Here is a 23884-nt window from a genome sequence, read left to right as displayed (position 1 = left end):
CAGAAAAGCCTGGCCGTCGGGCCCGCCCGCGCGACATGATCGGAACCGACAGGCGACAACAAGGGAGACCTCCGTGCCCCATTCCATCGACGAAGCCTTCACGGCACTGCCGCTACGGGCCCTGGCCGACGCGGCGCTCGCGCGGGCGCGGGCGCTGGGCGCCGACCATGCGGACTTCCGGTTCGAGCGGGTGCGCAGCGCGTCCTGGCGGCTGCGGGACGCCAAGCCGGCGGGATCGTCGGACACGACCGACCTCGGGTACGCGGTACGGGTCGTGCACGGCGGCACCTGGGGGTTCGCCTCCGGGGTCGATCTGACGATGGACGCCGCCGCGAAGGTGGCGTCGCAGGCCGTGGCCATGGCCAAGCTGTCGGCGAAGGTGATCAGGGCGGCGGGCTCCGACGAGCGCGTCGAGCTGGCCGGTGAGCCCGTGCACGCGGACAGGACGTGGGTCTCCTCGTACGAGATCGACCCCTTCTCCGTACCGGACGAGGAGAAGTCCGGGCTGCTGGCCGAGTGGAGTGCGCGGCTGCTCGGGGCGCCCGGGGTCAGCCATGTCGACGCCTCGCTGATGACCGTGCACGAGAACAAGTTCTACGCGGACACCGCGGGCACGGTGACCACCCAGCAGCGGGTCAGGCTGCACCCGCAGCTGACCGCCGTGGCCGTCGACGAGTCGAGCGGCGAGTTCGACTCGATGCGCACGATCGCGCCGCCCGTCGGGCGCGGCTGGGAGTACCTCACCGGCACCGGCTGGGACTGGGAGGCGGAGCTGGGGCGGATCCCGGAGCTGCTGGCGGAGAAGATGCGGGCGCCGAGCGTCACGGCCGGGGTGTACGACCTGGTCGTCGACCCGTCCAACCTGTGGCTGACCATCCACGAGTCCATCGGGCACGCCACCGAGCTGGACCGCGCGCTCGGGTACGAGGCCGCGTACGCCGGGACCTCGTTCGCCACCTTCGACCAGCTGGGCAAGCTGCGGTACGGCTCCGAGCTGATGAACGTGACGGGCGACCGCACCGCCGAGCACGGGCTCGCGACCGTCGGGTACGACGACGAGGGCGTGGCCGGGCAGTCCTGGGACCTGGTGAAGGACGGCACGCTCGTCGGTTACCAGCTGGACCGCAGGATCGCGAAGCTGACCGGCTTCGAACGGTCCAACGGCTGCGCGTACGCCGACTCGCCCGGCCATGTGCCCGTACAGCGCATGGCGAACGTGTCGCTGCAGCCCGATCCGGCGGGGATGTCCACGGACGACCTCATCGGGAGCGTCGACCGGGGGATCTACGTCGTCGGCGACCGGTCCTGGTCGATCGACATGCAGCGCTACAACTTCCAGTTCACCGGCCAGCGGTTCTTCAAGATCGAGAACGGGCAGATCACGGGCCAGCTGCGTGATGTCGCCTACCAGGCGACGACCACGGACTTCTGGGGCTCGATGGCGGCCGTCGGCGGCCCGCAGACCTACGTCCTGGGCGGCGCCTTCAACTGCGGCAAGGCCCAGCCGGGCCAGGTCGCGGCGGTCTCGCACGGCTGCCCCTCCGCCCTCTTCAAGGGCGTCAACATCCTCAACACCACGCAGGAGGCCGGTCGATGAGCATCAGCACAGGAATCGGCTGGGGGTCCGGGGGTTACTCCCCGGGAAAGCACAGTCTCAACACCACGCAGGAGGCCGGGCGATGAGTGCTCGTACGAACAAGCCGCACGAGATCGTCGAGCGCGCCCTCGCACTGTCCCGGGCGGACGGATGTGTCGTCATCGCCGACGAGCGGTCGACCGCGAACCTGCGCTGGGCGGGCAACGCGCTGACCACCAACGGTGTCACGCGCGGGCGCACGCTGACCGTCGTCGCCACGGTCGACGGCCGCGAGGGCACCGCCTCCGGAGTCGTCTCGCGCTCCGCGGTGACCGCCGACGAGCTGGAGCCGCTGGTACGGGCCGCCGAGGCCGCGGCACGGAGCGCCGGTCCGGCGGAGGACGCGCAGCCGCTCGTCGAGGGCGTGCCCGCCTCCCCCGACTTCACGGACGCGCCCGCCGAGACCTCGTCGGCGGTGTTCACCGACTTCGCCCCGGCGCTCGGCGAATCGTTCGCACGCGCGCGTGCGGGCGGCCGTGAGCTGTACGGCTTCGCCAACCACGAGCTGGTCACCAGCTACCTGGGGACGTCCACGGGGCTGCGCCTGCGGCACGACCAGCCCAACGGGACGCTGGAGCTGAACGCCAAGTCCCCGGACCGTACGCGCTCGGCGTGGGCCGGCCGCTCCACGCGGGACTTCAAGGACGTCGATCCGGCGGCGCTCGATGCCGAGCTGGCCGTCCGGCTGGGCTGGGCGGAGCGGCGGATCGACCTGCCCGCCGGGCGGTACGAGACATTGCTGCCGCCGACCGCCGTGGCCGACCTGCTGATCTACCAGCTGTGGTCGGCGGCGGCCCGGGACGCGGCCGAGGGCCGGACGGTGTTCAGCAAGCCCGGCGGCGGCACGCGCGTCGGCGACCGGCTCACCGAGCTGCCGCTGACCCTGCGCAGCGACCCGAACGAGGCCGGGCTCGAAAGCGCCCCCTTCGTCCTCACCCACTCCTCCGGGGACGACGCCTCCGTCTTCGACAACGGACTGCCGCTCAAGGCCACGGAGTGGGTCCGCGAGGGCGAGCTGAAGCGCCTGACGAGCACCCGGCACAGCGCGGCCCTGACCGGGCTGCCGGTGGCTCCCGGCATCGGGAACCTCATTCTCGACGGCGGCGACGACACCTCGCTGGAGGAGATGGTCGCCGCGACCGGGCGCGGGCTGCTGCTGACCTGCCTCTGGTACATCCGCGAGGTCGATCCGGCGACGCTGCTGCTGACCGGGCTGACCCGGGACGGCGTCTACCTCGTGGAGAACGGCGAGGTCACCGGCGAGGTGAACAACTTCCGCTTCAACGAGTCGCCGGTGGGGCTGCTGGGGCGGGCGACCGAGGCGGGGCGGACCGAGAAGACGCTGCCGCGCGAGTGGAGCGACTGGTTCACCAGAGCCGCGATGCCGGCGCTGCGGGTGCCGGATTTCAATATGAGCTCTGTCAGTCAGGGCGTATAACCTCGGTAGCCTCGCAGTCGGCTGCCCCCGGGGCTGTCCTTCCGACTGCACGAAGATCTTGCTAGGAGACATGAGAACCGTGACGGACATCGTCGACGACCTGAAGTGGCGCGGGCTGTTCGCCCTGTCCACCGACGAGAACGCATTGCGCAAGGCGCTCGCGGACGGTCCCGTCACGTTCTATTGCGGCTTCGACCCCACCGCGGCCTCCCTGCACGTCGGGCACCTGGTGCAGGTCCTCACCATGCGCCGGCTCCAGCAGGCGGGTCTGCGCCCGCTGGCCCTGGTGGGCGGGGCGACCGGTCAGATCGGCGACCCGCGCCCGACGGCGGAGCGCACGCTGAACGACCCGGAGACGGTCGCCGACTGGGTCGGCCGGCTGCGTTCCCAGATCGAGCCGTTCCTGTCCTTCGAGGGTGAGAACGCCGCGGTCATGGTGAACAACCTGGACTGGACGGCCGGTCTGTCGGCCATCGAGTTCCTGCGGGACATCGGCAAGCACTTCCGCGTCAACAAGATGCTCACCAAGGACTCGGTCGCCCGGCGTCTGGAGTCACAGGAGGGCATCAGCTACACGGAGTTCAGTTACCAGCTGCTCCAGGGCATGGACTTCCTCGAGCTGTACCGGAGGTACGGCTGCACGCTCCAGCAGGGCGGCAGCGACCAGTGGGGCAACCTCACGGCGGGCCTGGACCTGATCCACCGCCTGGAGCCGGACGCGCAGGCGCACTGCATCGCGACGCCGCTGATGGTCAAGGCGGACGGCACCAAGTTCGGCAAGACCGAGGGCGGGGCCATCTGGCTCGACCCGGAGATGACGACGCCGTACGCGTTCTACCAGTTCTGGCTGAACGTGGACGACCGTGACGTCTCGACGTACATGCGGATCCTGTCCTTCAGGTCCCGGGCGGAGCTCGAGGAGCTGGAGAAGCTGACCGAGGAGCGTCCGCAGGCCCGCGCGGCGCAGCGTGCGCTGGCGGAGGAGCTGACGACGCTGGTGCACGGGGCCGGGCAGACCGCCGCCGTGATCGCCGCTTCACGGGCGCTGTTCGGGCAGGGGGAGCTGAGTGAGCTCGACGCGGCGACGCTGAGTGCCGCGCTGTCCGAGCTGCCCCGGGTGCGGGTGGCCGAGCCGGGGTCCGTGGTCGACCTGTTCGCCGAGGTCGGGCTCGTGCCCAGCAAGTCCGCCGCTCGGCGGGCCGTGAAGGAGGGGGGCGCGTACGTGAACAATGTGAAGGTCGCGTCCGAGGACGCGGTTGTCTCCGCGGAGGATCTGTTGCACGGGCGGTGGCTGGTGCTTCGGCGGGGGAAGAAGTCGCTTGCGGCTGTGGAGGTCGCGCCGTAAGGGGTGCGTCTTCGGGTGCGGGTGCGTTGTGGCTGGTCGCGCCGTTCCCCGCGCCCCTTGAAAGCAAAAGATTGCGCAGTTCCCCGCGCCCCTTTCCAGGGGCGCGGGGAACTGCGCAATCTTTTTGCCTTCGCTCAGGCTCTTTGTTTGTTGCCCTTCATTGCCGTGTAGAGCATGTCTCCCAGGAAGACGATGATGACCGCGGCCACCAGTTGGAGGGCGTGACGGCCCCAGTCGATTCCGCTGGTCTCGCCGATGCCGATACCGCGGGCGATCGCGTTGCCCACGATCGCGCCGATGATTCCGAAGATCGTCGTGAGCCAGAGCGGACTGTGCTGCTTGCCAGGAATGATCGCCTTGGCCAGCAAGCCCAGTACGAATCCCACGATGATCGCCCACAACCAGCCCATGGCTGCCTCCTATACGGCTCTACGCGAGCATTACGCCCAGTGTCGGCCCGGGTGCCGTACGCCGCATGTCGGGTACGGCCATACGCGGTACGGCGCAGTCGTCCCCACCCGGACCGGAGCCGACCCGGTCTCGTAGGCGGCGCAGCCGCGGCGTAACGTGGTTTCCGGTACGGGCCGGGGAGCGTCCGACGCAGGCGGGGTGGTGGAACGTGATGCGGAAGCAGAGCGAGACCGAGGTCTTCCGGATCACCGGGGCCAGGCAGGGGCTCACCGACGACGTACGGGGCAGGCAGCGCCGCTACATCATCTCGATGTCCGTCCGTACGGTCTCCGTCGTCCTCGCGGCCACCCTCTGGAACGTGGAGCGCCATGTCGCCGTCGTTGCGCTGGTTCTCGGCGTGCTGCTCCCCTACATCTCCGTCGTGATCGCGAATGCGGGACGTGAGAACGTGCCCTCGCTGCCATCCACTTTCGTGACCGCTCCGACCCGTCCGATGCTTGCGGGGCCGGGCGCCGGCGGGGCCGCGGAACCCGTCGCGGAAGACCTGGCGGCCGACCCCGGCACACGGCTGCGGGACGAGCCGCACGAACGGGCCTGAGCACCGGGGATCCGGAAAAAGCGGAATCCGAAACCTCTGCCAAGCTCAAGAAAAGCTCAGATCAATCATGTTGTTCCGTTGCCGGGCGATGGGTTACCCGTGACATACTTGGTACGCACTCCGCATCCCCCGTCGGAGTGACAGACCGACGCCGGGCAGCTCCCCCCGTGGCTGCTCGGCGTCGCCTTTTCCGGAGCCTTCAGGACTCGTGGGAACCCCTCGGGACTCGGCTAGTGTCGAGGACGTGATCCTGAACGTTCCCGGTTCCGAGCCGTCGTCCCCGTCCTCCCCCGTCTGCTCCGCCAAGGGCTGCCGGGCCGACGCCGTGTGGGTGCTCGCCTGGAACAACCCGAAACTGCACACGCCGGAGCGCCGCAAGACCTGGCTCGCGTGCGAGGAGCACCGCGACCATCTGTCGAAGTTCCTGGGCGTCCGCGGCTTCCTGAAGGACGTGGTCCTCCTGTCGGAATGGGAGTCCGCAGAGCAGCAGCCCGGTAATTGAGGGGCGGGCCGGGCGGTCAGCCGCCGATCGCCGACATCGGTCGGTCCGGCTGTACGAAGGAGGGGTCGTCCAGACCTGCCCCGGCCTTCTTGCCCCACATCGCCAGCCGCCAGATCCGGGCGATCTCCTCGTCCGGCGCGTCCGAGCGGAGCGCCGCCCGCAGATCGGTCTCCTCCTGGGCGAAGAGGCAGGTGCGGACCTGCCCGTCCGCGGTGAGCCGCGTACGGTCGCAGGCCGAGCAGAACGGGCGGGTGACCGAGGCGATCACGCCGACCCGGTGCGGGCCGCCGTCCACCACCCAGCGCTCCGCGGGTGCCGAGCCGCGCTCGTCGGCCCCCTCGTCCGTCAGCTCGAAGCGGGTGCGCAGCGAGGTGAGGATGTCGCCGGCGGTGACCATGCCGTCGCGCTTCCAGCCGTGCTGGGCGTCCAGCGGCATCTGCTCGATGAACCGCAGTTCGTAGTCGTTCTCCACGGCCCAGGCGAGCAGGTCGGGCGCCTCGTTCTCGTTCAGTCCGGGCATCAGTACGGAGTTGACCTTGACCGGGGTCAGTCCCGCGGCGCGGGCCGCTTCGAGGCCCTCGATGACGTCCTTGTGGCGGTCGCGGCGGGTGAGGGTCTTGAAGACGTCCGGGCGCAGGGTGTCCAGCGAGACGTTGACCCGGTCGAGGCCCGCCGCCTTGAGGGCGGTCGCGGTGCGCTTGAGGCCGATGCCGTTCGTCGTCAGGGACATCTGGGGGCGGGCTTCGAGGGCCGCCACACGCTCCACTATCCCGACCAGGCCGGGGCGCAGCAGGGGCTCGCCGCCGGTGAAGCGGACCTCGGTGATGCCGAGCCGGGTCACCGCCAGGTCGATGAGGCGGACGATCTCGTCGTCCGTGAGCAGGTCGGGCTTGGCCAGCCACTGCAGGCCCTCTTCGGGCATGCAGTACGTACATCTGAGGTTGCATCGGTCGGTCAGCGAGACGCGCAGGTCGGTGGCCACCCGGCCGTAGGTGTCGATGAGCACGTGGGCCCCCTCCCTCGGTACTGCGGGCTTCGAACGATCAGTCGATCCGATATCGACGAGCCTACGTGACGGAACCGACAACACGGGTGGCCCGATCCCACGAGACGCACCGAGGCCGCGTCGTAGGGATCTACGACGCGGCCTCGGTGCGTGACAGTCGGTACCCGACGGTCGATGGCCGTCGGTCAGTGCGCTCCGGTTCCGGTGAGGGAGCGGACCTCCAGCTCGGCGTACTTGCCGGCGTCCGGCTCCTCCTTGGACAGGAGGGTGCCGAGGAAGCCCAGCAGGAAGCCGACGGGGATCGAGATGATGCCCGGGTTCTCCAGCGGGAACCAGTGGAAGTCGACGTCCGGGAACATCGAGGTGGCCTTGCCCGAGACGACCGGCGAGAAGAGCACCAGGCCGACCGCCGTGGCGAGGCCTCCGTAGATCGACCACAGCGCGCCCTGGGTGGTGAACCGCTTCCAGAAGAGGCTGTAGAGGATCGTCGGCAGGTTGGCGGAGGCGGCGACCGCGAAGGCCAGGGCGACCAGGCCGGCGACGTTGAGGTCACGGGCGAGGGCACCGAGGCCGATGGAGACGATGCCGATGCCGATGGTGGCGTAGCGGGCGGCCCTGAGCTCTTCCTTCTCGGTGGCCTTGCCCTTCTTGATGACGTTCGCGTAGATGTCGTGGGCGAACGACGAGGACGACGCCAGGGTCAGACCGGCGACCACCGCGAGGATCGTGGCGAAGGCCACCGCGGAGATCGTGGCGAGCAGGATGGCGCCCCAGGCCGAGTCGACGCCTCCCAGGTGCAGGGCGAGCAGTGGCGCGGCCGTGTTGCCCGCGGGGTTCGACTCGACGATCTCCTTCTTGGAGATGAGGGCCGCCGCGCCGAAACCGAGCGCGATGGTCATCAGGTAGAAGCCGCCGATGATGCCGATCGCCCAGTTCACGGACTTACGCGCGGCCTTGGCGTTGGGCACGGTGTAGAAGCGGATCAGGATGTGCGGCAGACCGGCGGTGCCCAGGACCAGCGCGATGCCCAGCGAGATGAAGTCGATGCTGGAGGTGGTCGTGAGCCCGTACTTCAGACCGGGCTCCAGGAAGGCCGCACCCCCGCCGCTGTTCTCGGCCGCCTTGCCGAGCAGGTCGGAGACGTTGAAGTCGAACTTGAGCAGCACCAGGAAGGTGATGAGCAGGGTGCCGCTGATGAGCAGCACGGCCTTGACCATCTGGACCCAGGTGGTGCCCTTCATGCCGCCGATGGTCACGTACACGATCATCAGGACGCCGACCAGGGCGACGATGCCGACCTTGCCCGCGTCGCTGGTGATGCCGAGCAGCAGCGAGACCAGGACGCCCGCGCCCGCCATCTGCGCGAGCAGATAGAAGATGGAGACGACGATCGTGGAGGTGCCCGCGGCGGTACGGACCGGGCGCTGGCGCATGCGGTAGGCGAGGACGTCGCCCATCGTGTAGCGGCCGGAGTTGCGCAGCGGTTCGGCGACCAGGAGCAGCGCCACCAGCCAGGCGACCAGGAAGCCGATGGAGTACAGGAAGCCGTCGTACCCGAAGAGGGCGATGGCGCCCGCGATGCCGAGGAACGAGGCCGCGGACATGTAGTCGCCGGAGACGGCGAGCCCGTTCTGGAAGGCGCTGAAGGAACGCCCGCCGGCGTAGAAGTCGGAGGCGTCCTTGGTCTGCCGGCCCGCCCAGACGGTGATGACGAGGGTCGCGACGACGAAGACCGCGAACAGGGAGATGATCAGCGGCCGGTGCTCGCTGGCCTCCCCCGCCGCGAGCTGCGCCTGTGCGAGCTGTACCTGACCGATCGCGGGGCTCATGCGCCGCCCTCCATCCGGGACTTGATCGCCTCGGCCTTGGGGTCGAGCTTGGTCGAGGAGTGACGCTCGTACCACCAGGCGATGAGGAACGTGGTGAGGAACTGGGCGAGGCCCAGCACGAAGGCGACGTTGAAGTTGCCGAACAGCTTGGTGCCCATGAAGTCGTCCGCGTAGATCGACAGCAGGACGTACAGCAGGTACCAGCTGATGAAGCCGATGGTCAGCGGGAAGGCGAAGGAGCGGTGGGCGCGGCGCAGTTCACCGAACTCGGCGCTCTCCTGCACCTCGACGAACTCCGCGGTGGACGGGAGATGAGGTTCGGCTTTCGAGGGGGGTGGTGCGTCGGTGGCCACGGAGTCTCCTCGCGTTGCGGGTGCGGGTTCTGAGGCGGGTTGGGGTGCGGGTCCGGCACCGGACGGGGATCTGTCCGGATCGGCGGGCGGACTGGGTTCGGGCATGGCTGATTTCTGACCTCACGGTGACGTGGATCACGTGGGCCGGGTGGCCGTGCCAGGTCTCCCGGGCGTGATCCAACAGGGAGCTCGACGGTGCTCGTGCTCCCTGCTCAACGTCACGGCGCCGCTCGGGGAGCGGTTCAACACCCGGCACTTCTTTCGGAACTCGGCTCCGGCGTTTCACAAGACATCCCCGTAAGTCATTGCTGGCCAGGGATGCCGGGAGATAGCTTCGCCCTGCACCACCCAGTCATGTACCTGCCCGAGCACCACCTGTGTTCGGGCCGGTTCCTTTTCCGGATGATGTGGAGACCCCATGGCTCATCTGCGCTCCAGACGCCGCCTCGCGCTCGCCGTGCCCGTCGTGCTGTCGCTCACCGCCACGCTCGGTTTCCTGCCGGGTGCCGCTTCGGCCGCCCCGCAGCAGTCCGCTCCCGCCGCCACCGCGGCCGACGGACCGAACCTCGCGTACGTGGTCAACACGAAGACCGACCACCGCACGCTCGCATCGGTCAAGAGGGCGATCGTCGAGGCCGGCGGCACGGTCGTCATCACGTACGACAAGATCGGCGTCATAGTCGCCCACTCGGCGAACGCCGGGTTCGGATCGCAGATCCGCGCGGTGCGCGGCGTCCAGTCCGCCGGTGCCACGCGTACGACCCCGCTGACCGCCGCGGGTACGACGGACGAGGGCGCCGCCGACTATCTGTCGGCCGCCGAGGCCGCCAAGGTGAAGGCCGCGGCCACGCCGGAGAGCGAGCCCCTTGAGGCCGACCAGTGGGACCTGCGCGCGATAGGCGCCGACAAGGCCGCGAAGATCAACCCGGGCAGCAGGAAGGTCACGGTCGCCGTGATCGACACGGGTGTCGACGACACGCACCCGGACCTGGCCCCCAATTTCTCCGCCAAGCAGTCCGCCAACTGCGTGGGCGGCGTCGCCGACACGAGTGCGGGCGCCTGGCGTCCGTACACCGCCGACGACTACCACGGCACACATGTCGCCGGTGAGATCGCCGCCGCCCGCAACGGCATCGGCGTCGCCGGTGTCGCGCCCGGCGTGAAGGTCTCCGGCATCAAGGTCAGCGACCCGGACAACGGCCTCTTCTACCCGGAGAGCGTCGTCTGCGCCTTCGTGTTCGCCGCCGACCACGGCGTGGAGATCACGAACAACAGCTACTACGTGGACCCGTGGCTCTACAACTGCATGGACGACCCGGACCAGAAGGCGATCGTCGACGCGGTCAACCGGGCCCAGCAGTACGCCACGAAGAAGGGCACCCTGCACCTCGCGTCGGCCGGCAACTCCAACCACGACCTGGCCTCGGACGCCATCGTGGACGAGTCGAGCCCCGACGACTCGACGCCGGTCCCCCGCACGATCGACCCGCACGAGTGCTTCGACGTGCCGACCCAGCTCCCGGGTGTCGTCACGGTGAGCGCGACCGGCGTACAGAACCTCAAGTCGTACTACTCGACGTACGGCAAGGGTGTCATCGACATCGCCGCTCCCGGTGGTGACCGGCTCTACCAGATCCCGGACACCCCGTCGAAGAACGGCCGCATCCTCTCCACGATGCCGAACAACCAGTACGGCTTCCTCCAGGGGACGTCGATGGCGTCGCCGCACGCCGCGGGGGTCGCCGCGCTGCTGAAGTCCGAGCACCCGTGGGCGAGTCCCGCCCAGCTGCAGGCGCTGCTGAAGGCCCAGGCGGACAACCCGGGCTGCCCTGACTCGTACGACCAGGACGGCAACGGCACGCAGGACGCCACCTGTGAGGGCGGCAAGCGCGTGAACGGCTTCTACGGCTTCGGCATCGTCAACGCGCTGAAGGCAGTCAAGTAGGCCTGCTTCCCTCCGGCTTCCGCCAGGGGACCTCCCGCACGGCCCGCACGCCCCGTACGGCCGCACCACCCGTACGCCTCGCACCGCCCGCACGGCCGGTACCTCCCGCACGGCCCGCTCGAACTCGCGAAAACGAACTGGAGACAGCATGACCGCGCCTACTACGCGCTCACGTCGCTTCATGGCCATCCCGCTGGGCATGGCCATGGCCACGGCTCTCGCCTTCCTGCCGAACGTCAGCGCGTCCGCCTCCCCGGCCGACGCGGCCGGGGCGACCACCGCCGCCGACGTGGCCGGGAAGATCTCGGCGGAGGCCACCCCGCTGAGCTACGTCGTCAACGTCCGCTCCGGGCACGGCACTTCGTCGCACGTGAAGAAGGCCATCGCCAAGGCCGGCGGGACGATCGTGACCTCGTACGACCGGATCGGCGTGATCGTCGTCCACTCGTCGAACGCCGACTTCGCCAAGACCATCCGCAAGGTGCGCGGAGTCGAGTCGGCGGGCTCGACGCGTACGGCCCCGCTGCCCGCGCAGTCCACGACCGACGTCGGCACCCCGAAGGCGCTCAGCGCGGAGGAGATAGCCGACGTCGACGCGGTCGCCGGACAGGACCCGCTGGAGCCCCTGCAGTGGGACCTGCCCGCCATCAAGGCGGACAAGGCGCACGAGAAGACGCTCGGCAGCAAGAAGGTCACCGTCGCCGTGATCGACACCGGCGTCGACGACACGCACCCCGACATCGCGCCGAACTTCGACCGCAAGGCGTCGGTCAACTGCGTGTCGGGCAAGCCGGACACGACCGACGGCGCCTGGCGGCCGAGCGCCGCCGAGAGCCCGCACGGCACGCACGTGGCGGGCGAGATCGCCGCCGCGAAGAACGGCATCGGCGTCACCGGTGTCGCGCCCGGCGTGAAGGTCTCCGGCATCAAGGTCTCCACCACGGCCGGCTTCTTCTACACGGAGGCCGTCGTCTGCGGCTTCATGTGGGCGGCCGAGCACGGCGTGGACGTCACGAACAACAGCTATTACACCGACCCGTGGTACTTCAACTGCAAGAACGACCCGGACCAGAAGGCGCTCGTCGAGGCCCTCACCCGGGCGACGAAGTACGCGGAGAAGAAGGGCACGGTCAACGTCGCGGCGGCCGGCAACGAGAACTACGACCTCGCCGCCGACGAGATCACCGACCCGACCTCGCCGAACGACTCGACCCCCTCGGACCGTGTCATCGACCCGTCCGAGTGCCTCGACATCCCGACCCAGCTGCCGGGTGTCGTCACGGTCGCGTCGACCGGCGCGAAGGGCATCAAGTCGTCCTTCTCCAACCACGGCCTGGGCGTCATCGACATCGCGGCCCCCGGCGGCGACTCGACGCGCTACCAGACCCCCGCCCCGCCCGCCACCAGCGGCCTGATCCTCGGCCCGCTGCCGGGCGGCTCGTGGGGCTACATGGCCGGTACGTCGATGGCGTCCCCGCACGTCGCGGGCGTCGCGGCCCTGATCAAGTCGACGCACCCGCACGCCTCGGCCGCCCTGGTCAAGGCCCTGCTGTACGCGGAGGCCGACGCCACGCCGTGCACGGACCCGTACGACATCGACGGTGACGGCAAGGTCGACGCGGTCTGCGAGGGCTCGAAGAACCGCAACAGCTTCTACGGCTGGGGCACCGCGGACGCGCTGGACGCGGTGACCAAGTAGGACCCGCGCGGTCCGAGGGCATTGCGTGAAGGAGGGGCCGGGCGGCCGTGTGCTGCCCGGCCCCTTCGTGTTCGCAGGCACGCTGTCGACGGGACGGTGTCGACGGGGGCGGATTCCCTGCGCCCCCGGCTGAGTCGGGGAGCGGCCGGGCGCGTATGAATGGGCGGAATGCCCGTGGGGCGGGTGGAATGCCGTTCCGCCAGTTGTTTTCCAGGACTTGCCCCGGTCTGGGACGACTGGTGAAGATCTTGGGGTGAGTTCGATACGACCGACTGCCGACACGGGTGGCGAGTCCGGCGCCCCCCGGGTGAGCGCGGCCTCCCTCCAGCGTTCCGTCACCGTCCTCGCCCTGGTGGCGCTGGCCGCGCTGATCCCCCTGCTCGGGCCGTCCCTCGCGCTGGACGGCACGGGTGAGGCCGCCGCGCCCGGGGTGGGCGGGATCGCGTTGCTGCGGACCGTCCTGTTCGCGGCGGTGTGCGTGCCGGCCGGCGAGCTGTTCGTCACCCGGCTGGCGCGTCGGGTGCCCGGCGCTCCCCGGGAGGACGCGCCGCGCAGTTGGGCCCCGGTGTCGGCCGCAGCCGGTTTCGTCGCCTCGCTCGGTCTGGCCTCCGTGGTGGCCACCGGGAACCTGGTGCCGCGCCGGCTCTCCGACATGGACATCGGCGGGCTCTACCAGTCGAGGGACGGCGCGCTCGCGCTCCTGGAGGTCAACGCGTTCGTCGTGCTGGGCCTGTGCGCCCTGTCCCGCCGGCCGGGCACCCAGGTGTGGCCGCTGGCCGCGGTGGCCGTCGCGGAGGCCCTGCGCGCCCATCCGACGACCGAACAGAGCCCGCTGATCGGTTCGGGCCTGACGCTCGTTCATGTGACCTGTGCGGCCCTGTGGGCGGGCGGGCTGCTGTACGTACTGCGCACGCTGCTCCGGTGGCGGAACAGTGCCCCCGGGGAGGGCGCCGCGCTGTTGGGCCTCTACGCGCGCGTGGCGGCCGTCCTGCTCGCCGCGATCACCGCGACGGGCGTGTGCAGCACCCTGCGCCGGATGCCGCCCGGCACGGTACTGGACCAGTTGACGACGACGGCGTACGGGCGCACGCTGCTCGCGAAGGTGCTCCTCGTGGCCGTCGTCGCCGTCCTCGCGCTGTGGGCCCGGCGTCGGCTGCGCCGGGCGGCCGATCCGCTCACCGCCTACTCCCCCGCGCGCGCGGAGGTCGTGGTGCTGGGTCTTGTGGTGGCGGTCTCGGCCCTGCTCACGGCGGTGCCGGTGCCGATCCGCTGGTGACCCTCCCGAGGCCGCGGGGGCCGGTCAGCCGGTGACCATGACCTTGAGCGCGGTGCGCTCGTCCATCGCCTTGTAGCCGTCCGGCACGCCGTCCAGAGCGACCGTCAGGTCGAAGACGGGCGAGGGGTCGATGGTCCCGTCCAGCACGTCGGGCAGCAGTTCCGGGATGTAGGCGCGGACGGGCGCGACCCCGCCGCGCAGGGCGATGTTCCGGTCGAACATGACGCTCAGGTCGAGGCCGGTGCCGCTGCCGTGCGGCACGCCGACGAAGCCGATGGCGCCGCCGTCGCGGGTGATGTTCACGGCCGTGCTCATCGACTGCTCGGTGCCGACGGCCTCGACGACGGCGTGGGCGCCCTGGCCGCGGGTGAGATCACGGACCGCCTCGACGGCCGCGTCCCCGCGTTCGGCGACGACGTCGGTGGCTCCGAAGCGCCGCGCGATGTCCGTACGCGTCTCATGGCGGCCCAGGGCGATGATCCGCTCGGCGCCGAGGCGCTTGGCGGCGAGCACCGCGCACAGTCCGACCGCTCCGTCGCCGACGACGGCCACCGTGGCGCCGGGGCGGGCGCCCGCGCCGAGGGCGGCGTGATGGCCGGTCCCCATGACGTCGGAGAGGGTGAGCAGGGCGGCCAGCAGACGGTCGTCGGAGGCGGCCTCGGCGGGCAGCGCGACGAGCGTGCCGTCGGCGTACGGGACGCGCACGGCCTCGCCCTGTCCGCCGTCGGACCCCACGGAACCCCAGAATCCGCCGTGGTCGCAGGAGGTGGTGAGCCCTTCGCGGCAGTAGTCGCACACGCCGTCGGACCACATGAAGGGCGCGACGACGAGATCGCCCCGGCGGACGGTGCCCACCTCGGCGCCGGTCTCCTCGACGATGCCGAGGAACTCGTGCCCGATGCGCTGCCCGGGTGTGCGCGCGGACTCGCCCCGGTACGCCCACAGGTCGCTGCCGCAGACGCAGGAGCGCAGGACCCGTACGACGGCGTCGCCCGGCTGCCGCACCACCGGGTCGGGAACGTCCTCCACGCGCAGGTCGAACGGGGCGTGGATGGTGGTGGCGCGCATGCGGGGTCCTGCTTCCGGCTCAGGTGGTGACGGTGCTCAGGTGGTGACCGTCTTCAGGTGGACGGTCGTGAGGCGGACGGTCGGGAGGTGGTGACGGTCCGGTTCCCACGGTACGTCGCAGACGGATCGGAGCGCGCGCCGGGCGCCCGGAGTACGCCGCTGACCAGCAGGTACTGCGCCGCGATATAGGTCAGCATGATCCACAGGTCGGGCCGTGGCGGCTGCGGCCGTTCGGCGACGCCGGTCGCGATGAGGGTGTCCGACAGCATGAAGAGGGCTCCCCCGGCCGCCGCGAGGGGCCCGAGTCGCGTGGCCCCGTACGCCATCGCGGTCAGCAGCAGGCTGTAACCGGCGACGGGCACGCGGAGGCCGGCGGGAAGACCGGGCCACAGGAGGGTGACGGTCGCGACGAGGGCGAGGGCGTACGCGGCTGCCGTGAGGCGGCCCGATCGCGTGCCTGGGGCAGCCGATCGGCCGAGCTTCGCGAAGAGCAGCAGGTAGCAGACATGGCCCGCCGCGAAGGAGGCCATCCCGGCGAGGAACGCCGGTTCGGCGTCGAGGAGGAGCAGGACGTCGCCGCCCCACCCGAACAGCAGGGCACCGACGAGGAGCCGGGGCCCGCCGCACAGATGCACGCAGGCGGCGAGCAGGGGCATCAGCAGCGGCTTGGCCACGGCGTGACCGGTGTCGAGGCCGACGGCCAGGGAGACGAGGTCCACGGCGCCGACCAGGGCGAAGGAGACACCGAGGGCGACGAGCGGCACGCGCGCGTGGCGCGGATTCACGCGGCGGACTCCGGGACGGGGGTCTCCGTGGAGGCGGCCCGCACCGGAGAGGGTGCGGAGGCGGCCTCGGGCCCCGAGGGGCGGGGCTGCCAGCCCGGCCCGCCGAACACCCGACCGGCCCGCTCGCGCCAGCTCCCCGCCGCCCGCAGGTCCCTGGCGATGGCGGCGTACTCGTGCGTGGCGACCCGGATCGGGTTGTACGTGCGGATGTTCTTGGTCAGCCCGTACACCGGCCGGTCCGTCTCCGGGACGAACGACCCGAAGAGCCGGTCCCAGACGATCAGGATCCCGCCGAAGTTCCGGTCGAGATAGCCGCCCTGGGAGGCGTGGTGGACCCGGTGGTGCGAGGGCGTGTTGAAGACGAACTCGAAGACCCGGGGCAGCTTGTCGATGCGCTCGGTGTGGATCCAGAACTGATAGACGAGGTTCGCGGACGAGCAGAACGCGAGCGCGGCCGGGTGGACTCCGAGGGCGATGAGGGGCACGTAGAACGGCCACACCGTCCAGGTGGTCCACGGCTGCCGCAGCGCGGTGGTCAGGTTGAACTTCTCACTGCTGTGGTGCACCACATGACAGGCCCACAGGATGCGGATCACATGGTGCCCGCGGTGGGACCAGTAGTAGAAGAAGTCCTGCGCCAGCAGAAGCAGTGGCACGGTCCACCACAGGACGGGCACGCGCAGTGGTGTCAGCTCATATATGGCGGTGTAGACGGCGAGGATCGGGATCTTCCACAGGAAGTCGAAGGCCATGCTTCCCAAGCCCATGCCGACACTGGTGGCGGCATCCTTCGTCTCGTATCCGGCGTCGTCCTCGTCCGGATGGATGCGGACACTCACCATCTCCACCACGGTGAGCAGCACGAAGGCGGGTATCGACCACAGCACGACATCGGGCAGGTTCGGCATTACTGCACCGTAGGACGGCCGGCCGACTGCGGCTAGACGTTGTTACCCACAAGTATTACCGACGGTACGCGCTTGTTTCTTGGTGATCTCCACCAAGGGCACCGGGCGTACGCCGTCACCAGACCCGTACCGACCCTCCCCGTGCGAACGCCGGGCTCGTCGCCTCCGGTGGGGGGTCGTCCAGCGGCTGTGCGATCTCCTCCGCCGTCGGGCCGATCCTTGCCGCCAGGGGGTCGAGGAGGGCCAGGTCGAAGCCGTACACGCGGGCCGCGTTCCCGCCCGCCATCGCCGTGATCTCCTCGCGCGGCAGGCCCGCGTACGCGATCCGCAGGCCTTCCCTGCTGTAGGGGTACGTGCCCTCGTCGTGCGGGTAGTCGCTGCCCCACATGATCTTGTCGAGGCCGATGCGGTCTCGCAGCGGCACCTCGTGGGGGCGCATGAAACTGGCTCCTACGAAGCAGTTGTCGCGCCATACCTGGGAAGGACCCTTGCCCATCGAGGCGGCCAGTCCCGCGCCGAACTTGGACTCGGCGGTGGCCGCCCTCGTCGCCGCGGCCACCAGGCGGCCGTGGTAGTAGTCCAGCATGTCGAGCACCCCGGGGATCCAGCCCGAACCCTGCTCGGTCAGGACGAGTTTCAGGCCCGGGTGGCGGCGGAAGGCGCCGCCGAAGATCAGGTGCCAGAGCGCGCGGTGCGAGAACCAGGTCGTCTCCACCATGAAGACCGCGCGGGCCGCGGGTTCCTCGCCCAGCGGTGGCGACGCGGAGCCCGCGTGGTGGTTGACGGGGACGTCCAGTTCCTCGCACACGGCCCAGATGGGGTCGTACGCCGCCGAGTACAGCTCCGGGAGTCCCGAGCCCGGTGGGGTGCCGGGCAGCAGGAGGCCGCCCCTGAGGCCCGCCCCGACGGCCCACCTGATCTCCTTCACCGCCTCCCCCACGTCGTTCAGGAGGATCTGGAAGACGCCCGCCCGGCGGCCGGGGGCGGCCGAACAGAAGTCCGCGAGCCAGCGGTTGTGGGCGCGCAGGCCCGCCCAGCGCCGCTCGAACTCCTCCGCCGCCGGCGCCGGTGCCATCAGCGACCCGGAGGGGAAGAACGGCGGGATGGTGTTCGGAAACACGACCTCGGCGACGATGCCGTCCTGTTCCAGCTCCGCGAGCCTGCGCTCCGAGTTCCAGTTCTTGTCGGCCGTGTCGGCCACCAGGTCCTCGTACGGATTGACGTACGTGGCCGCCCAGGCGTCGAACTCGTCGTGGTACGCCTTCGGCAGGTACGGCCGGTAGTCCAGCAGGTCCGCCCCGGCGTGGCAGTCCGCCGAGATGACGGTGTAGCGGTCCGGGCCGCTCGTAGGTTCCGTACTCACGGGGCCACCCCCAGGACCGGGAAGTCGTGGTCCGTCAGCCAGTGGCGGCCCACCTCGCGCGAGCGCGCCCAGGACGCCTCAACCGCCGGCTGGTCCTCGGACTGGCCGAGGTCCGCCGGGCTGGGGCCGATGCGCCGCGCGAGCGGGGCCAGCCTGTCGGTGTCGAAGCCGAAGACCTCCGCCGCCGCGAGGCCCAGCATGCGGCGGGTCTCCGTCACCGGGATGTCGTGGAAGGTCCGCGACAGCCACGCGCGCGTGTCGGGCCAGGTGCCCTCCGGGTGCGGGAAGTCGCTTCCCCAGAGGATGTTGTCGACGCCGATCTCGTACCGCTGGGCCAGTTCACGGCGTTTGGTGTTGGTCGCGCAGATGAAGACCTGGCGGTCGAGGTACTCGTGCGGCGGACGCCGCAGTTCCGCGAAGGGGGACAGTTTCTTGCCGCCGTGCGCGCCCAGGTAGAGCCGGTCCATGAACCACAGCAGGTTCGGCAGCCACCAGCAGCCGGACTCCGCCACACCGAACCTGAGCCCGGGGTGGCGTTCGAAGACACCGGACCAGAGCAGGAACCACAGGGGGCGCGCGGGCCACCAGGTCACCTCGCTCACATAGATGCCCAGGTGGTCGCCGTACTCGTGGCGCGGCGCCGCTCCGGAGTGGGTCACCACCGGCATCCCGCACTCGGCCGCCGCCGCCCACACGGGGTCGTAACGGCGGTCGTGGTAGGGCTCCTTGTCGACCCACATGGAGGGGATCATCAGGGCGCCGAGTCCCGACTCCTTGGCGCGGTGGATCTCGGCGACGACCTGTTCGGTGGGTGCCGTGACGGGCAGCAGGGCGACTCCGCAGTGCCGTTCGGGGTGCTCGCCGACGAACTCGGCGAGCCACCTGTTGTGGGCCTGCGCGCCCGCCATGCCGAGGTCCGGGTCGTGGTCGCCGGAGAGGCCGAGGCCCACTCCGAAGGGCGCGGCCGTGCGGCTGTCCACGGCGTCGGCGTCCGGGAAGACCACCTCGCCCGCCACCCCGTCGCCGTCCAGCTCCTTGAGTCGCTGCGCGGAGTCCCAGCCGCCGCGCAGGCCCTCCTCGTTGTCGTGGAACCACTTGTCGGCGAAGGACTCGTTGCGGATGCCCAGGCGTGTCATCTCCTCGCGGCGGCGGCCCTGTCCCGCGAGGAACTCGTCGAAGTCCCGGTGGAACCGGGCCTCCAGATAGGGCCGGTACTCCTCGGTGGGCAGTCCGGCGTGGCAGTCGGAGGAGATGATCAGATAGGGCTCCGGTGCAGAGGCCATAACGGCTCCTCGGTTCGGTCCTCGGTCCAGTCAGTCCAGTCAGTCCAGTCAGTCCAGTCAGTCCAGTCAGTCCAGGATGAAGTGCTCCAGGTACGCCGGATCGGCGCGGTCGAGCATCGAGCGCGACCGCGCGCGGATCTGCGCGTCGCTGTGTTCGCTCTCGGGCAGCAGCCAGAAGCGGTCCGCGCGGATGCCGTCCGCCACGAAGTCGGCGACCTCCTCGACCGGCGTGAACCGCACCTCCTGCCCCGCCTCCCGCATCGCGGCCTCCCACTGGTCGAGGCTGCGGTACGGGGTCCTGCGGGGCCGCTGCTTGGCGTACCGGGCGGGCCTGTTGCGGTGCGACTCCCACAGGCCCGTACGGAGCATGTGGGGCCCGGGGAAGAGCACGGAGGCCCCCACGCGCGCGTGCTCCGCCTTCAGGTGCGCGTACAGGGACTCGGTCATCGTCACGACGGCCGACTTGGTGACGGCGTACACGGACGCGGTGGGCAGCGGCGCGATACCGCCGTCGCCGGACGAGGTGTTGACGATGTGGCCCGGTTCGCCGCCGGCCAGCATCCTCGGTACGAAGGCCTGGATGCCGTGGAAGACACCCCACACGTTGACGGCGAACGCCCATTTCCAGTCGTTCGGGTCGTGCTCCCACATCCGGCCCTCGGCGCCCGAGCCGACCCCCGCGTTGTTGCACAGGACGTGCACGGCGCCGAACCTGTCGTACGCCTCCTCGGCGAGCGCGACGACCTCCTCGCGCTCCCCGACGTCCACCACGCGCGCGTGCACCACGGCCCCGTCCTCGCGCAGCGCGGCGGCGGCCTTCTCCAGGGCGCCCTCCTCCACGTCCGCGAGGACGACCTTCAGCCCGTCCGCCGCGAACCGCCGCGCCAGGGCCAGTCCGACCCCGCTCGCCGCGCCCGTGACGACGGCGACCTGCCCCTCGGCCAGTTCCATCAGACGCTCCCCTGGGGCGGTCCGTCGAGGATCTGCTGGGGGTCGTCGTACCGCTGGTGGATGTACGGCAACAGCGCCTGCGCGTCGACGCGTTCGACGACCGTGCCCTTCTGGTCCGTGGTCTTCTCGCCGATGGTGATCCCGACGAGTTCACGGACCGGGAGGTCGGCCACGGGGTCGTACATCGACTCCCGCAGGACGACGTCGCCGGAGATCCGCTCCAGCTTCCGCACCTTCTCGTTGCGCACGCAGTGCACGAGGACGGGACCGGCGTCGAAACCGGAACCGTCGCCCGAACCGTCCACCGCGGGCAGGAACTTGAAGTAGAAGTCGGTCTTGCGGGCCGGCTCCGGCAGGGGCAGCAGCCCGCTCACGGCGCCGCGCACCTCCACGAACTCGATCCCGTGCCGGGCGAGGGCGGCGCGTACGACGAGGCCCTCGCGCTCGACCGTCACCTCGCCCAGTTTCTTGGGTTCGCCGAAGACCTCACGGCCGCCGACGAGAGCCCGTTCGTGGGTCATCGGCATGACGAGCGGATACCAGCCCTCGATCCCGTCGTGCGCGGCGGCGACCGCGAACGAGCCCGCGCCCAGCGGGTATCCGGGCAGGTCCACCTTGCTGATGTTCACCCTGACGAGGGGTCGTCCGGTGGGTTTGAGCGGAGGCGGCAGGACCGCCGCGACCGCGTCCGGGTCGCTCTCCCAGACGGCCACCACGCCGGTGGACCAGATGTCGGGGAGCCGGGAACCCGCGGTGCGCGCGGCGGCGATCTCCGCCCCGGTCCGCGCGCCGTACCGTACGCGTGCCATGCCGTACCGCCCTTCGCGTCGCATGCGTTCCGCTCGTGCGTGTCACTCGCGCATTCCGCTCGTACGGGTCACCCGTGCGGTCGGCCCGCGCGGGCCGACCGTTCAGTCCAGGCGCGCAGCACAGTCGCACCGGGCGCGGCAATGGTCCATAGCCGTGCAGGCACGAGCCCGTGGGAAAACGCCGGAATGTCGTCGAAGGGGGCTGAATCCGCCCCGGGTTCGGACTCCGGGGACAGGAGTGTCAGTCGCGCCCCTTATCCTCAGTGACCATGCTCGAAGACCGTCAGACCGCACCGTCCGCCACCCCGTGGCCGGCCGCGTATCCCCAGGGGTACGCGGTCGTCGACGTCGAGACCACAGGGCTGGCCCGCGACGACCGCATAGTGTCGGCCGCGGTCTACCGGCTGGACGCGCGCGGCGAGGTCGAGGATCACTGGTACACGCTGGTCAACCCGGAGCGGGACCCGGGCCCGGTGTGGATCCACGGCCTGACGAGCGACGTGCTCGAAGGGGCGCCCCTGTTCCCGGAGATCGCCGAGGAGTTCGCGACCCGGCTTGAGGGCCGGGTGCTCGTCGCGCACAACGCGGTCTTCGACTGGTCGATGATCGCCCGGGAGTACGCGCGCGCCGAGCGCGAGGCGCCGGTCCGTCAGCGGCTGTGCACCATCGCGCTGTCCAAGGAACTCCGGCTGCCGCTGGCCAACCACAAGCTGGAGTCGCTGGCCGCGCACTTCGGCGTCGTGCAGCAGCGCGCGCACCACGCGCTGGACGACGCGCGCGTGCTCGCCGAGGCGTTCCGGCCGAGTCTGCACACCGCCGCGCGCGACGGCGTACGGCTGCCGCTCCTGGAGTGCCGGCCGCTGACCGAGTGGACGGACCGGGCGGCCCCGGTCATCGGACGGCAGTCCGCGGGCTCCGGTGGCTACTCGTCCGGTGGTTACTCGTCGGGCCCGCCCGCGAGTTGGCGTCCCTCACGCAAGCGGCCCGCGTGCCCGTATCCCAATCCGGGCCGGTACGAACCGGGCAAGCAGCTCAAACAGGGCATGCGGATCGCGTTCTCCGGGGACACCTCGGTCGAGCGCGACCTCCTGGAGGACCGTGCCGTCGAGGCCGGGCTGCATGTCGCGACGAGCCTGTCCCGGCTGACCAGCCTGCTCGTCACGAACGACCCGGAGTCCGGTACGTCCAAGGTGGTCAAGGCCCGCCAGTTCGGCACCCCGGTCGTCGACGAGGCGGCGTTCGGCCAGCTCCTCGGGAACGTGGAACCGGCGGCGGGACCGGCAGCGCGGACGTGACCGTACGGACGGGTGATTGCCGGGCGACTCGCCCACCGACCGCTCGCCCGGACCGCGGGAACGGCCCACCCTGTGGCGCATGGCGACATGTGAGGTTTGCGGCAACAGCTACGGAATGACCTTCGAAGTCCACGCACAGGGAGCGGTGCACGTCTTCGACTGCTTCTCCTGCGCGATCCACCGCATGGCACCCCTGTGCGAGCACTGCCGGGTGCAGATCATCGGACAGGGCGTCGAGGTCGAGGGCCACTGGTACTGCGGTGCCCACTGCGCCCGCGCGGAGGGAAAGGTGGGGATCATCGACAGGGTGTGACCCGGCACACGGAAGAGCCGGTACCCGACCGAACGCGCCCCACGACCCGGTTGTACGGTCGTGGGGTGTACCGCTTCCTGTTGTCCCGGCAGTGGGTGATCCTCACCCTCATCATGCTCGCGCTCATCCCGACGATGATCGAGCTGGGCTTCTGGCAACTGCACCGGCACGAGCACAAGGTCGCGCTGAACCGGGTGATCTCGGACTCGCTGTCCGCGAAACCGGTCCCCGCCGAGTCGCTGACCGCGCCGGGGCAGGCGTTCAAGCACGAGAACCTGTACCGGCGGGTGACGGCGAAGGGCACGTTCGACACCGCCGACGAGGTCGTGGTCCGCCGCCGCACCAACTCCGACGAAGAGGTCGGCTTCCACGTACTGACACCGTTCGTCCTGGACGACGGCCGGGTCCTCATGGTGAACCGCGGCTGGATCCCCGCGGACGGCGCGCAGACCGAGTTCCCGAGGATTCCCGCGCCCTCGCGGGGCGAGACCACGGTCACCGGGCGGCTGATGGCCGACGAGACGTCCGGCGGCAGCGGCATCAAGGACGTCAGCGGACTGCCCGACCGCATGGTCATGCTGATCAACAGCGAGCAGCAGGCGAAGGCGCTCGGCAAGCAGGTCCTCGGCGGGTACGTCGAACTGACCGCGCCCGAGCCGAAGGGTGACGTACCCGAACTGATCGGGGCGCCCAACCACAGCGACATCGGTCCCCACATGGCGTACGCGGTCCAGTGGTGGCTCTTCGCCGCGGGCGTTCCGGTGGGCTTCGTGATCCTGGCCCGCCGCGAACGCCGTGACCGGGAGGAAGCGGCGGCCGAGACGGAGTCCACCCCGGCGACGGAGCCGGCCACGGTCTGACCACCGCGGCGCGCGGTCGGCCCCCCTCAAAGCGAAAAGACTGCGCAGTTCCCCGCGCCCCTAAAGAAGCCGGGGCACCCGCGCGCTTTTAGGGGCGCGGGGAACTGCGCAGTCTTTTAGGCGACGTTTCCTTTGGTGGGGGTTGTCGTTGTGTTGGTATGACGAGTCTTGCTGAGCATCTGGTCTCGGATGAGTTGTGGGAGTTGTTTCG

Annotated in this window: 22 protein-coding genes; 11 read left to right on the top strand and 11 right to left on the bottom strand. The window is 70.4% G+C overall.

Annotated features, from left to right (window positions below; translation table 11 throughout):
• The first annotated feature begins 73 nt into the window (after positions 1 to 73).
• From ACZ60E_RS43800 to tyrS, 3 genes are all read left to right on the top strand, one after another.
• Positions 74 to 1597, top strand: a complete 1524-nt coding sequence (locus ACZ60E_RS43800) for a TldD/PmbA family protein (protein WP_469447972.1) — start codon at positions 74 to 76, stop codon at positions 1595 to 1597.
• An 82-nt stretch (positions 1598 to 1679) separates the two neighbouring features.
• On the top strand, positions 1680 to 3074 hold the full coding sequence (locus tag ACZ60E_RS43795) for a metallopeptidase TldD-related protein (protein ID WP_469447971.1): 1395 nt from the start codon (positions 1680 to 1682) through the stop codon (positions 3072 to 3074).
• A 79-nt stretch (positions 3075 to 3153) separates the two neighbouring features.
• On the top strand, positions 3154 to 4419 hold the full coding sequence (gene tyrS / locus ACZ60E_RS43790) for a tyrosine--tRNA ligase (RefSeq protein WP_469447986.1): 1266 nt from the start codon (positions 3154 to 3156) through the stop codon (positions 4417 to 4419).
• 134 nt (positions 4420 to 4553) lie between these two features.
• Here tyrS and ACZ60E_RS43785 read toward each other — a convergent pair whose 3' ends face one another.
• Positions 4554 to 4829: a GlsB/YeaQ/YmgE family stress response membrane protein gene (locus tag ACZ60E_RS43785; protein ID WP_469447970.1), complete on the bottom strand. Its 276-nt coding sequence runs from the start codon at positions 4827 to 4829 to the stop codon at positions 4554 to 4556.
• A 212-nt stretch (positions 4830 to 5041) separates the two neighbouring features.
• Between ACZ60E_RS43785 and ACZ60E_RS43780 the strand changes: the two genes are divergently transcribed.
• Both ACZ60E_RS43780 and ACZ60E_RS43775 read left to right on the top strand, forming a co-directional pair.
• A complete protein-coding gene (locus ACZ60E_RS43780) occupies positions 5042 to 5428 on the top strand; it encodes a DUF3099 domain-containing protein (RefSeq protein WP_453795197.1) in 387 nt (128 codons plus the stop codon).
• Between the two features lie 244 nt (positions 5429 to 5672).
• Positions 5673 to 5930: a hypothetical protein gene (locus ACZ60E_RS43775; RefSeq protein WP_385839351.1), complete on the top strand. Its 258-nt coding sequence runs from the start codon at positions 5673 to 5675 to the stop codon at positions 5928 to 5930.
• Between the two features lie 16 nt (positions 5931 to 5946).
• On the opposite strand, the gene moaA is transcribed toward ACZ60E_RS43775, so the two are convergent.
• The 3 genes from moaA to ACZ60E_RS43760 form a co-directional block, all read right to left on the bottom strand.
• Positions 5947 to 6936, bottom strand: coding sequence for a GTP 3',8-cyclase MoaA (gene moaA, locus ACZ60E_RS43770; protein ID WP_384815680.1), 990 nt, complete (start codon positions 6934 to 6936; stop codon positions 5947 to 5949).
• A gap of 185 nt (positions 6937 to 7121) precedes the next feature.
• Entirely contained in the window at positions 7122 to 8765 is a 1644-nt protein-coding gene (locus tag ACZ60E_RS43765; protein ID WP_469447969.1) for a solute symporter family protein, read from the bottom strand.
• The gene (locus ACZ60E_RS43760; RefSeq protein WP_267025676.1) at positions 8762 to 9118 is read right to left on the bottom strand and encodes a DUF485 domain-containing protein; all 357 of its coding nucleotides are present in this window, start codon (positions 9116 to 9118) and stop codon (positions 8762 to 8764) included. Before ACZ60E_RS43760 ends, ACZ60E_RS43765 begins: the two co-directional genes overlap by 4 nt.
• Positions 9119 to 9536: 418 nt before the next feature.
• Between ACZ60E_RS43760 and ACZ60E_RS43755 the strand changes: the two genes are divergently transcribed.
• The 3 genes from ACZ60E_RS43755 to ACZ60E_RS43745 all read left to right on the top strand — a co-directional run bounded on the left by ACZ60E_RS43755 (position 9537) and on the right by ACZ60E_RS43745 (position 14038).
• On the top strand, positions 9537 to 11063 hold the full coding sequence (locus tag ACZ60E_RS43755) for a S8 family peptidase (protein ID WP_469447968.1): 1527 nt from the start codon (positions 9537 to 9539) through the stop codon (positions 11061 to 11063).
• Positions 11064 to 11211: 148 nt separating this feature from the next.
• Positions 11212 to 12762, top strand: coding sequence for a S8 family peptidase (locus ACZ60E_RS43750; protein WP_384815673.1), 1551 nt, complete (start codon positions 11212 to 11214; stop codon positions 12760 to 12762).
• A 253-nt stretch (positions 12763 to 13015) separates the two neighbouring features.
• Entirely contained in the window at positions 13016 to 14038 is a 1023-nt protein-coding gene (locus ACZ60E_RS43745) for a CopD family protein (RefSeq protein ID WP_469447967.1), read from the top strand.
• A 24-nt stretch (positions 14039 to 14062) separates the two neighbouring features.
• On the opposite strand, the gene ACZ60E_RS43740 is transcribed toward ACZ60E_RS43745, so the two are convergent.
• The 7 genes from ACZ60E_RS43740 to ACZ60E_RS43710 all read right to left on the bottom strand — a co-directional run bounded on the left by ACZ60E_RS43740 (position 14063) and on the right by ACZ60E_RS43710 (position 21205).
• The gene (locus tag ACZ60E_RS43740) at positions 14063 to 15106 is read right to left on the bottom strand and encodes a zinc-dependent alcohol dehydrogenase family protein (protein WP_469447966.1); all 1044 of its coding nucleotides are present in this window, start codon (positions 15104 to 15106) and stop codon (positions 14063 to 14065) included.
• Between the two features lie 53 nt (positions 15107 to 15159).
• Positions 15160 to 15891, bottom strand: a complete 732-nt coding sequence (locus ACZ60E_RS43735; protein ID WP_469447965.1) for a lysoplasmalogenase — start codon at positions 15889 to 15891, stop codon at positions 15160 to 15162.
• Positions 15888 to 16799 (bottom strand): sterol desaturase family protein, encoded by a 912-nt coding sequence (locus tag ACZ60E_RS43730; protein ID WP_469447964.1) that lies wholly within the window; start codon positions 16797 to 16799, stop codon positions 15888 to 15890. The genes ACZ60E_RS43735 and ACZ60E_RS43730 overlap by 4 nt, the downstream gene beginning before the upstream one ends.
• Before the next feature lie 115 nt (positions 16800 to 16914).
• Complete coding sequence (locus ACZ60E_RS43725; RefSeq protein WP_469447963.1) at positions 16915 to 18162, bottom strand: amidohydrolase family protein; 1248 nt, start codon at positions 18160 to 18162, stop codon at positions 16915 to 16917.
• Positions 18159 to 19445: an amidohydrolase family protein gene (locus ACZ60E_RS43720; RefSeq protein WP_384815657.1), complete on the bottom strand. Its 1287-nt coding sequence runs from the start codon at positions 19443 to 19445 to the stop codon at positions 18159 to 18161. Before ACZ60E_RS43720 ends, ACZ60E_RS43725 begins: the two co-directional genes overlap by 4 nt.
• A gap of 66 nt (positions 19446 to 19511) precedes the next feature.
• Positions 19512 to 20396, bottom strand: coding sequence for an SDR family NAD(P)-dependent oxidoreductase (locus ACZ60E_RS43715; RefSeq protein WP_469447961.1), 885 nt, complete (start codon positions 20394 to 20396; stop codon positions 19512 to 19514).
• Positions 20396 to 21205 (bottom strand): acetoacetate decarboxylase family protein, encoded by an 810-nt coding sequence (locus ACZ60E_RS43710; protein WP_469447959.1) that lies wholly within the window; start codon positions 21203 to 21205, stop codon positions 20396 to 20398. The genes ACZ60E_RS43715 and ACZ60E_RS43710 overlap by 1 nt, the downstream gene beginning before the upstream one ends.
• Before the next feature lie 269 nt (positions 21206 to 21474).
• Here ACZ60E_RS43710 and ACZ60E_RS43705 point away from each other — a divergent pair, with 269 nt between their 5' ends.
• From ACZ60E_RS43705 to ACZ60E_RS43695, 3 genes are all read left to right on the top strand, one after another.
• A complete protein-coding gene (locus ACZ60E_RS43705) occupies positions 21475 to 22500 on the top strand; it encodes a DEDDh family exonuclease (RefSeq protein WP_469447957.1) in 1026 nt (341 codons plus the stop codon).
• Positions 22501 to 22579: 79 nt separating this feature from the next.
• Entirely contained in the window at positions 22580 to 22813 is a 234-nt protein-coding gene (locus ACZ60E_RS43700) for a hypothetical protein (protein WP_079103534.1), read from the top strand.
• Between the two features lie 65 nt (positions 22814 to 22878).
• Positions 22879 to 23673, top strand: coding sequence for an SURF1 family cytochrome oxidase biogenesis protein (locus ACZ60E_RS43695; protein ID WP_469447953.1), 795 nt, complete (start codon positions 22879 to 22881; stop codon positions 23671 to 23673).
• Positions 23674 to 23884: the final 211 nt, after the last annotated feature.

The sequence above is a fragment of the Streptomyces sp. NPDC102514 genome (assembly GCF_055584525.1).
The sequence above is the reverse complement of the archived record's forward strand: the minus strand, read 5'-3'. Positions and strand labels throughout refer to the sequence as shown.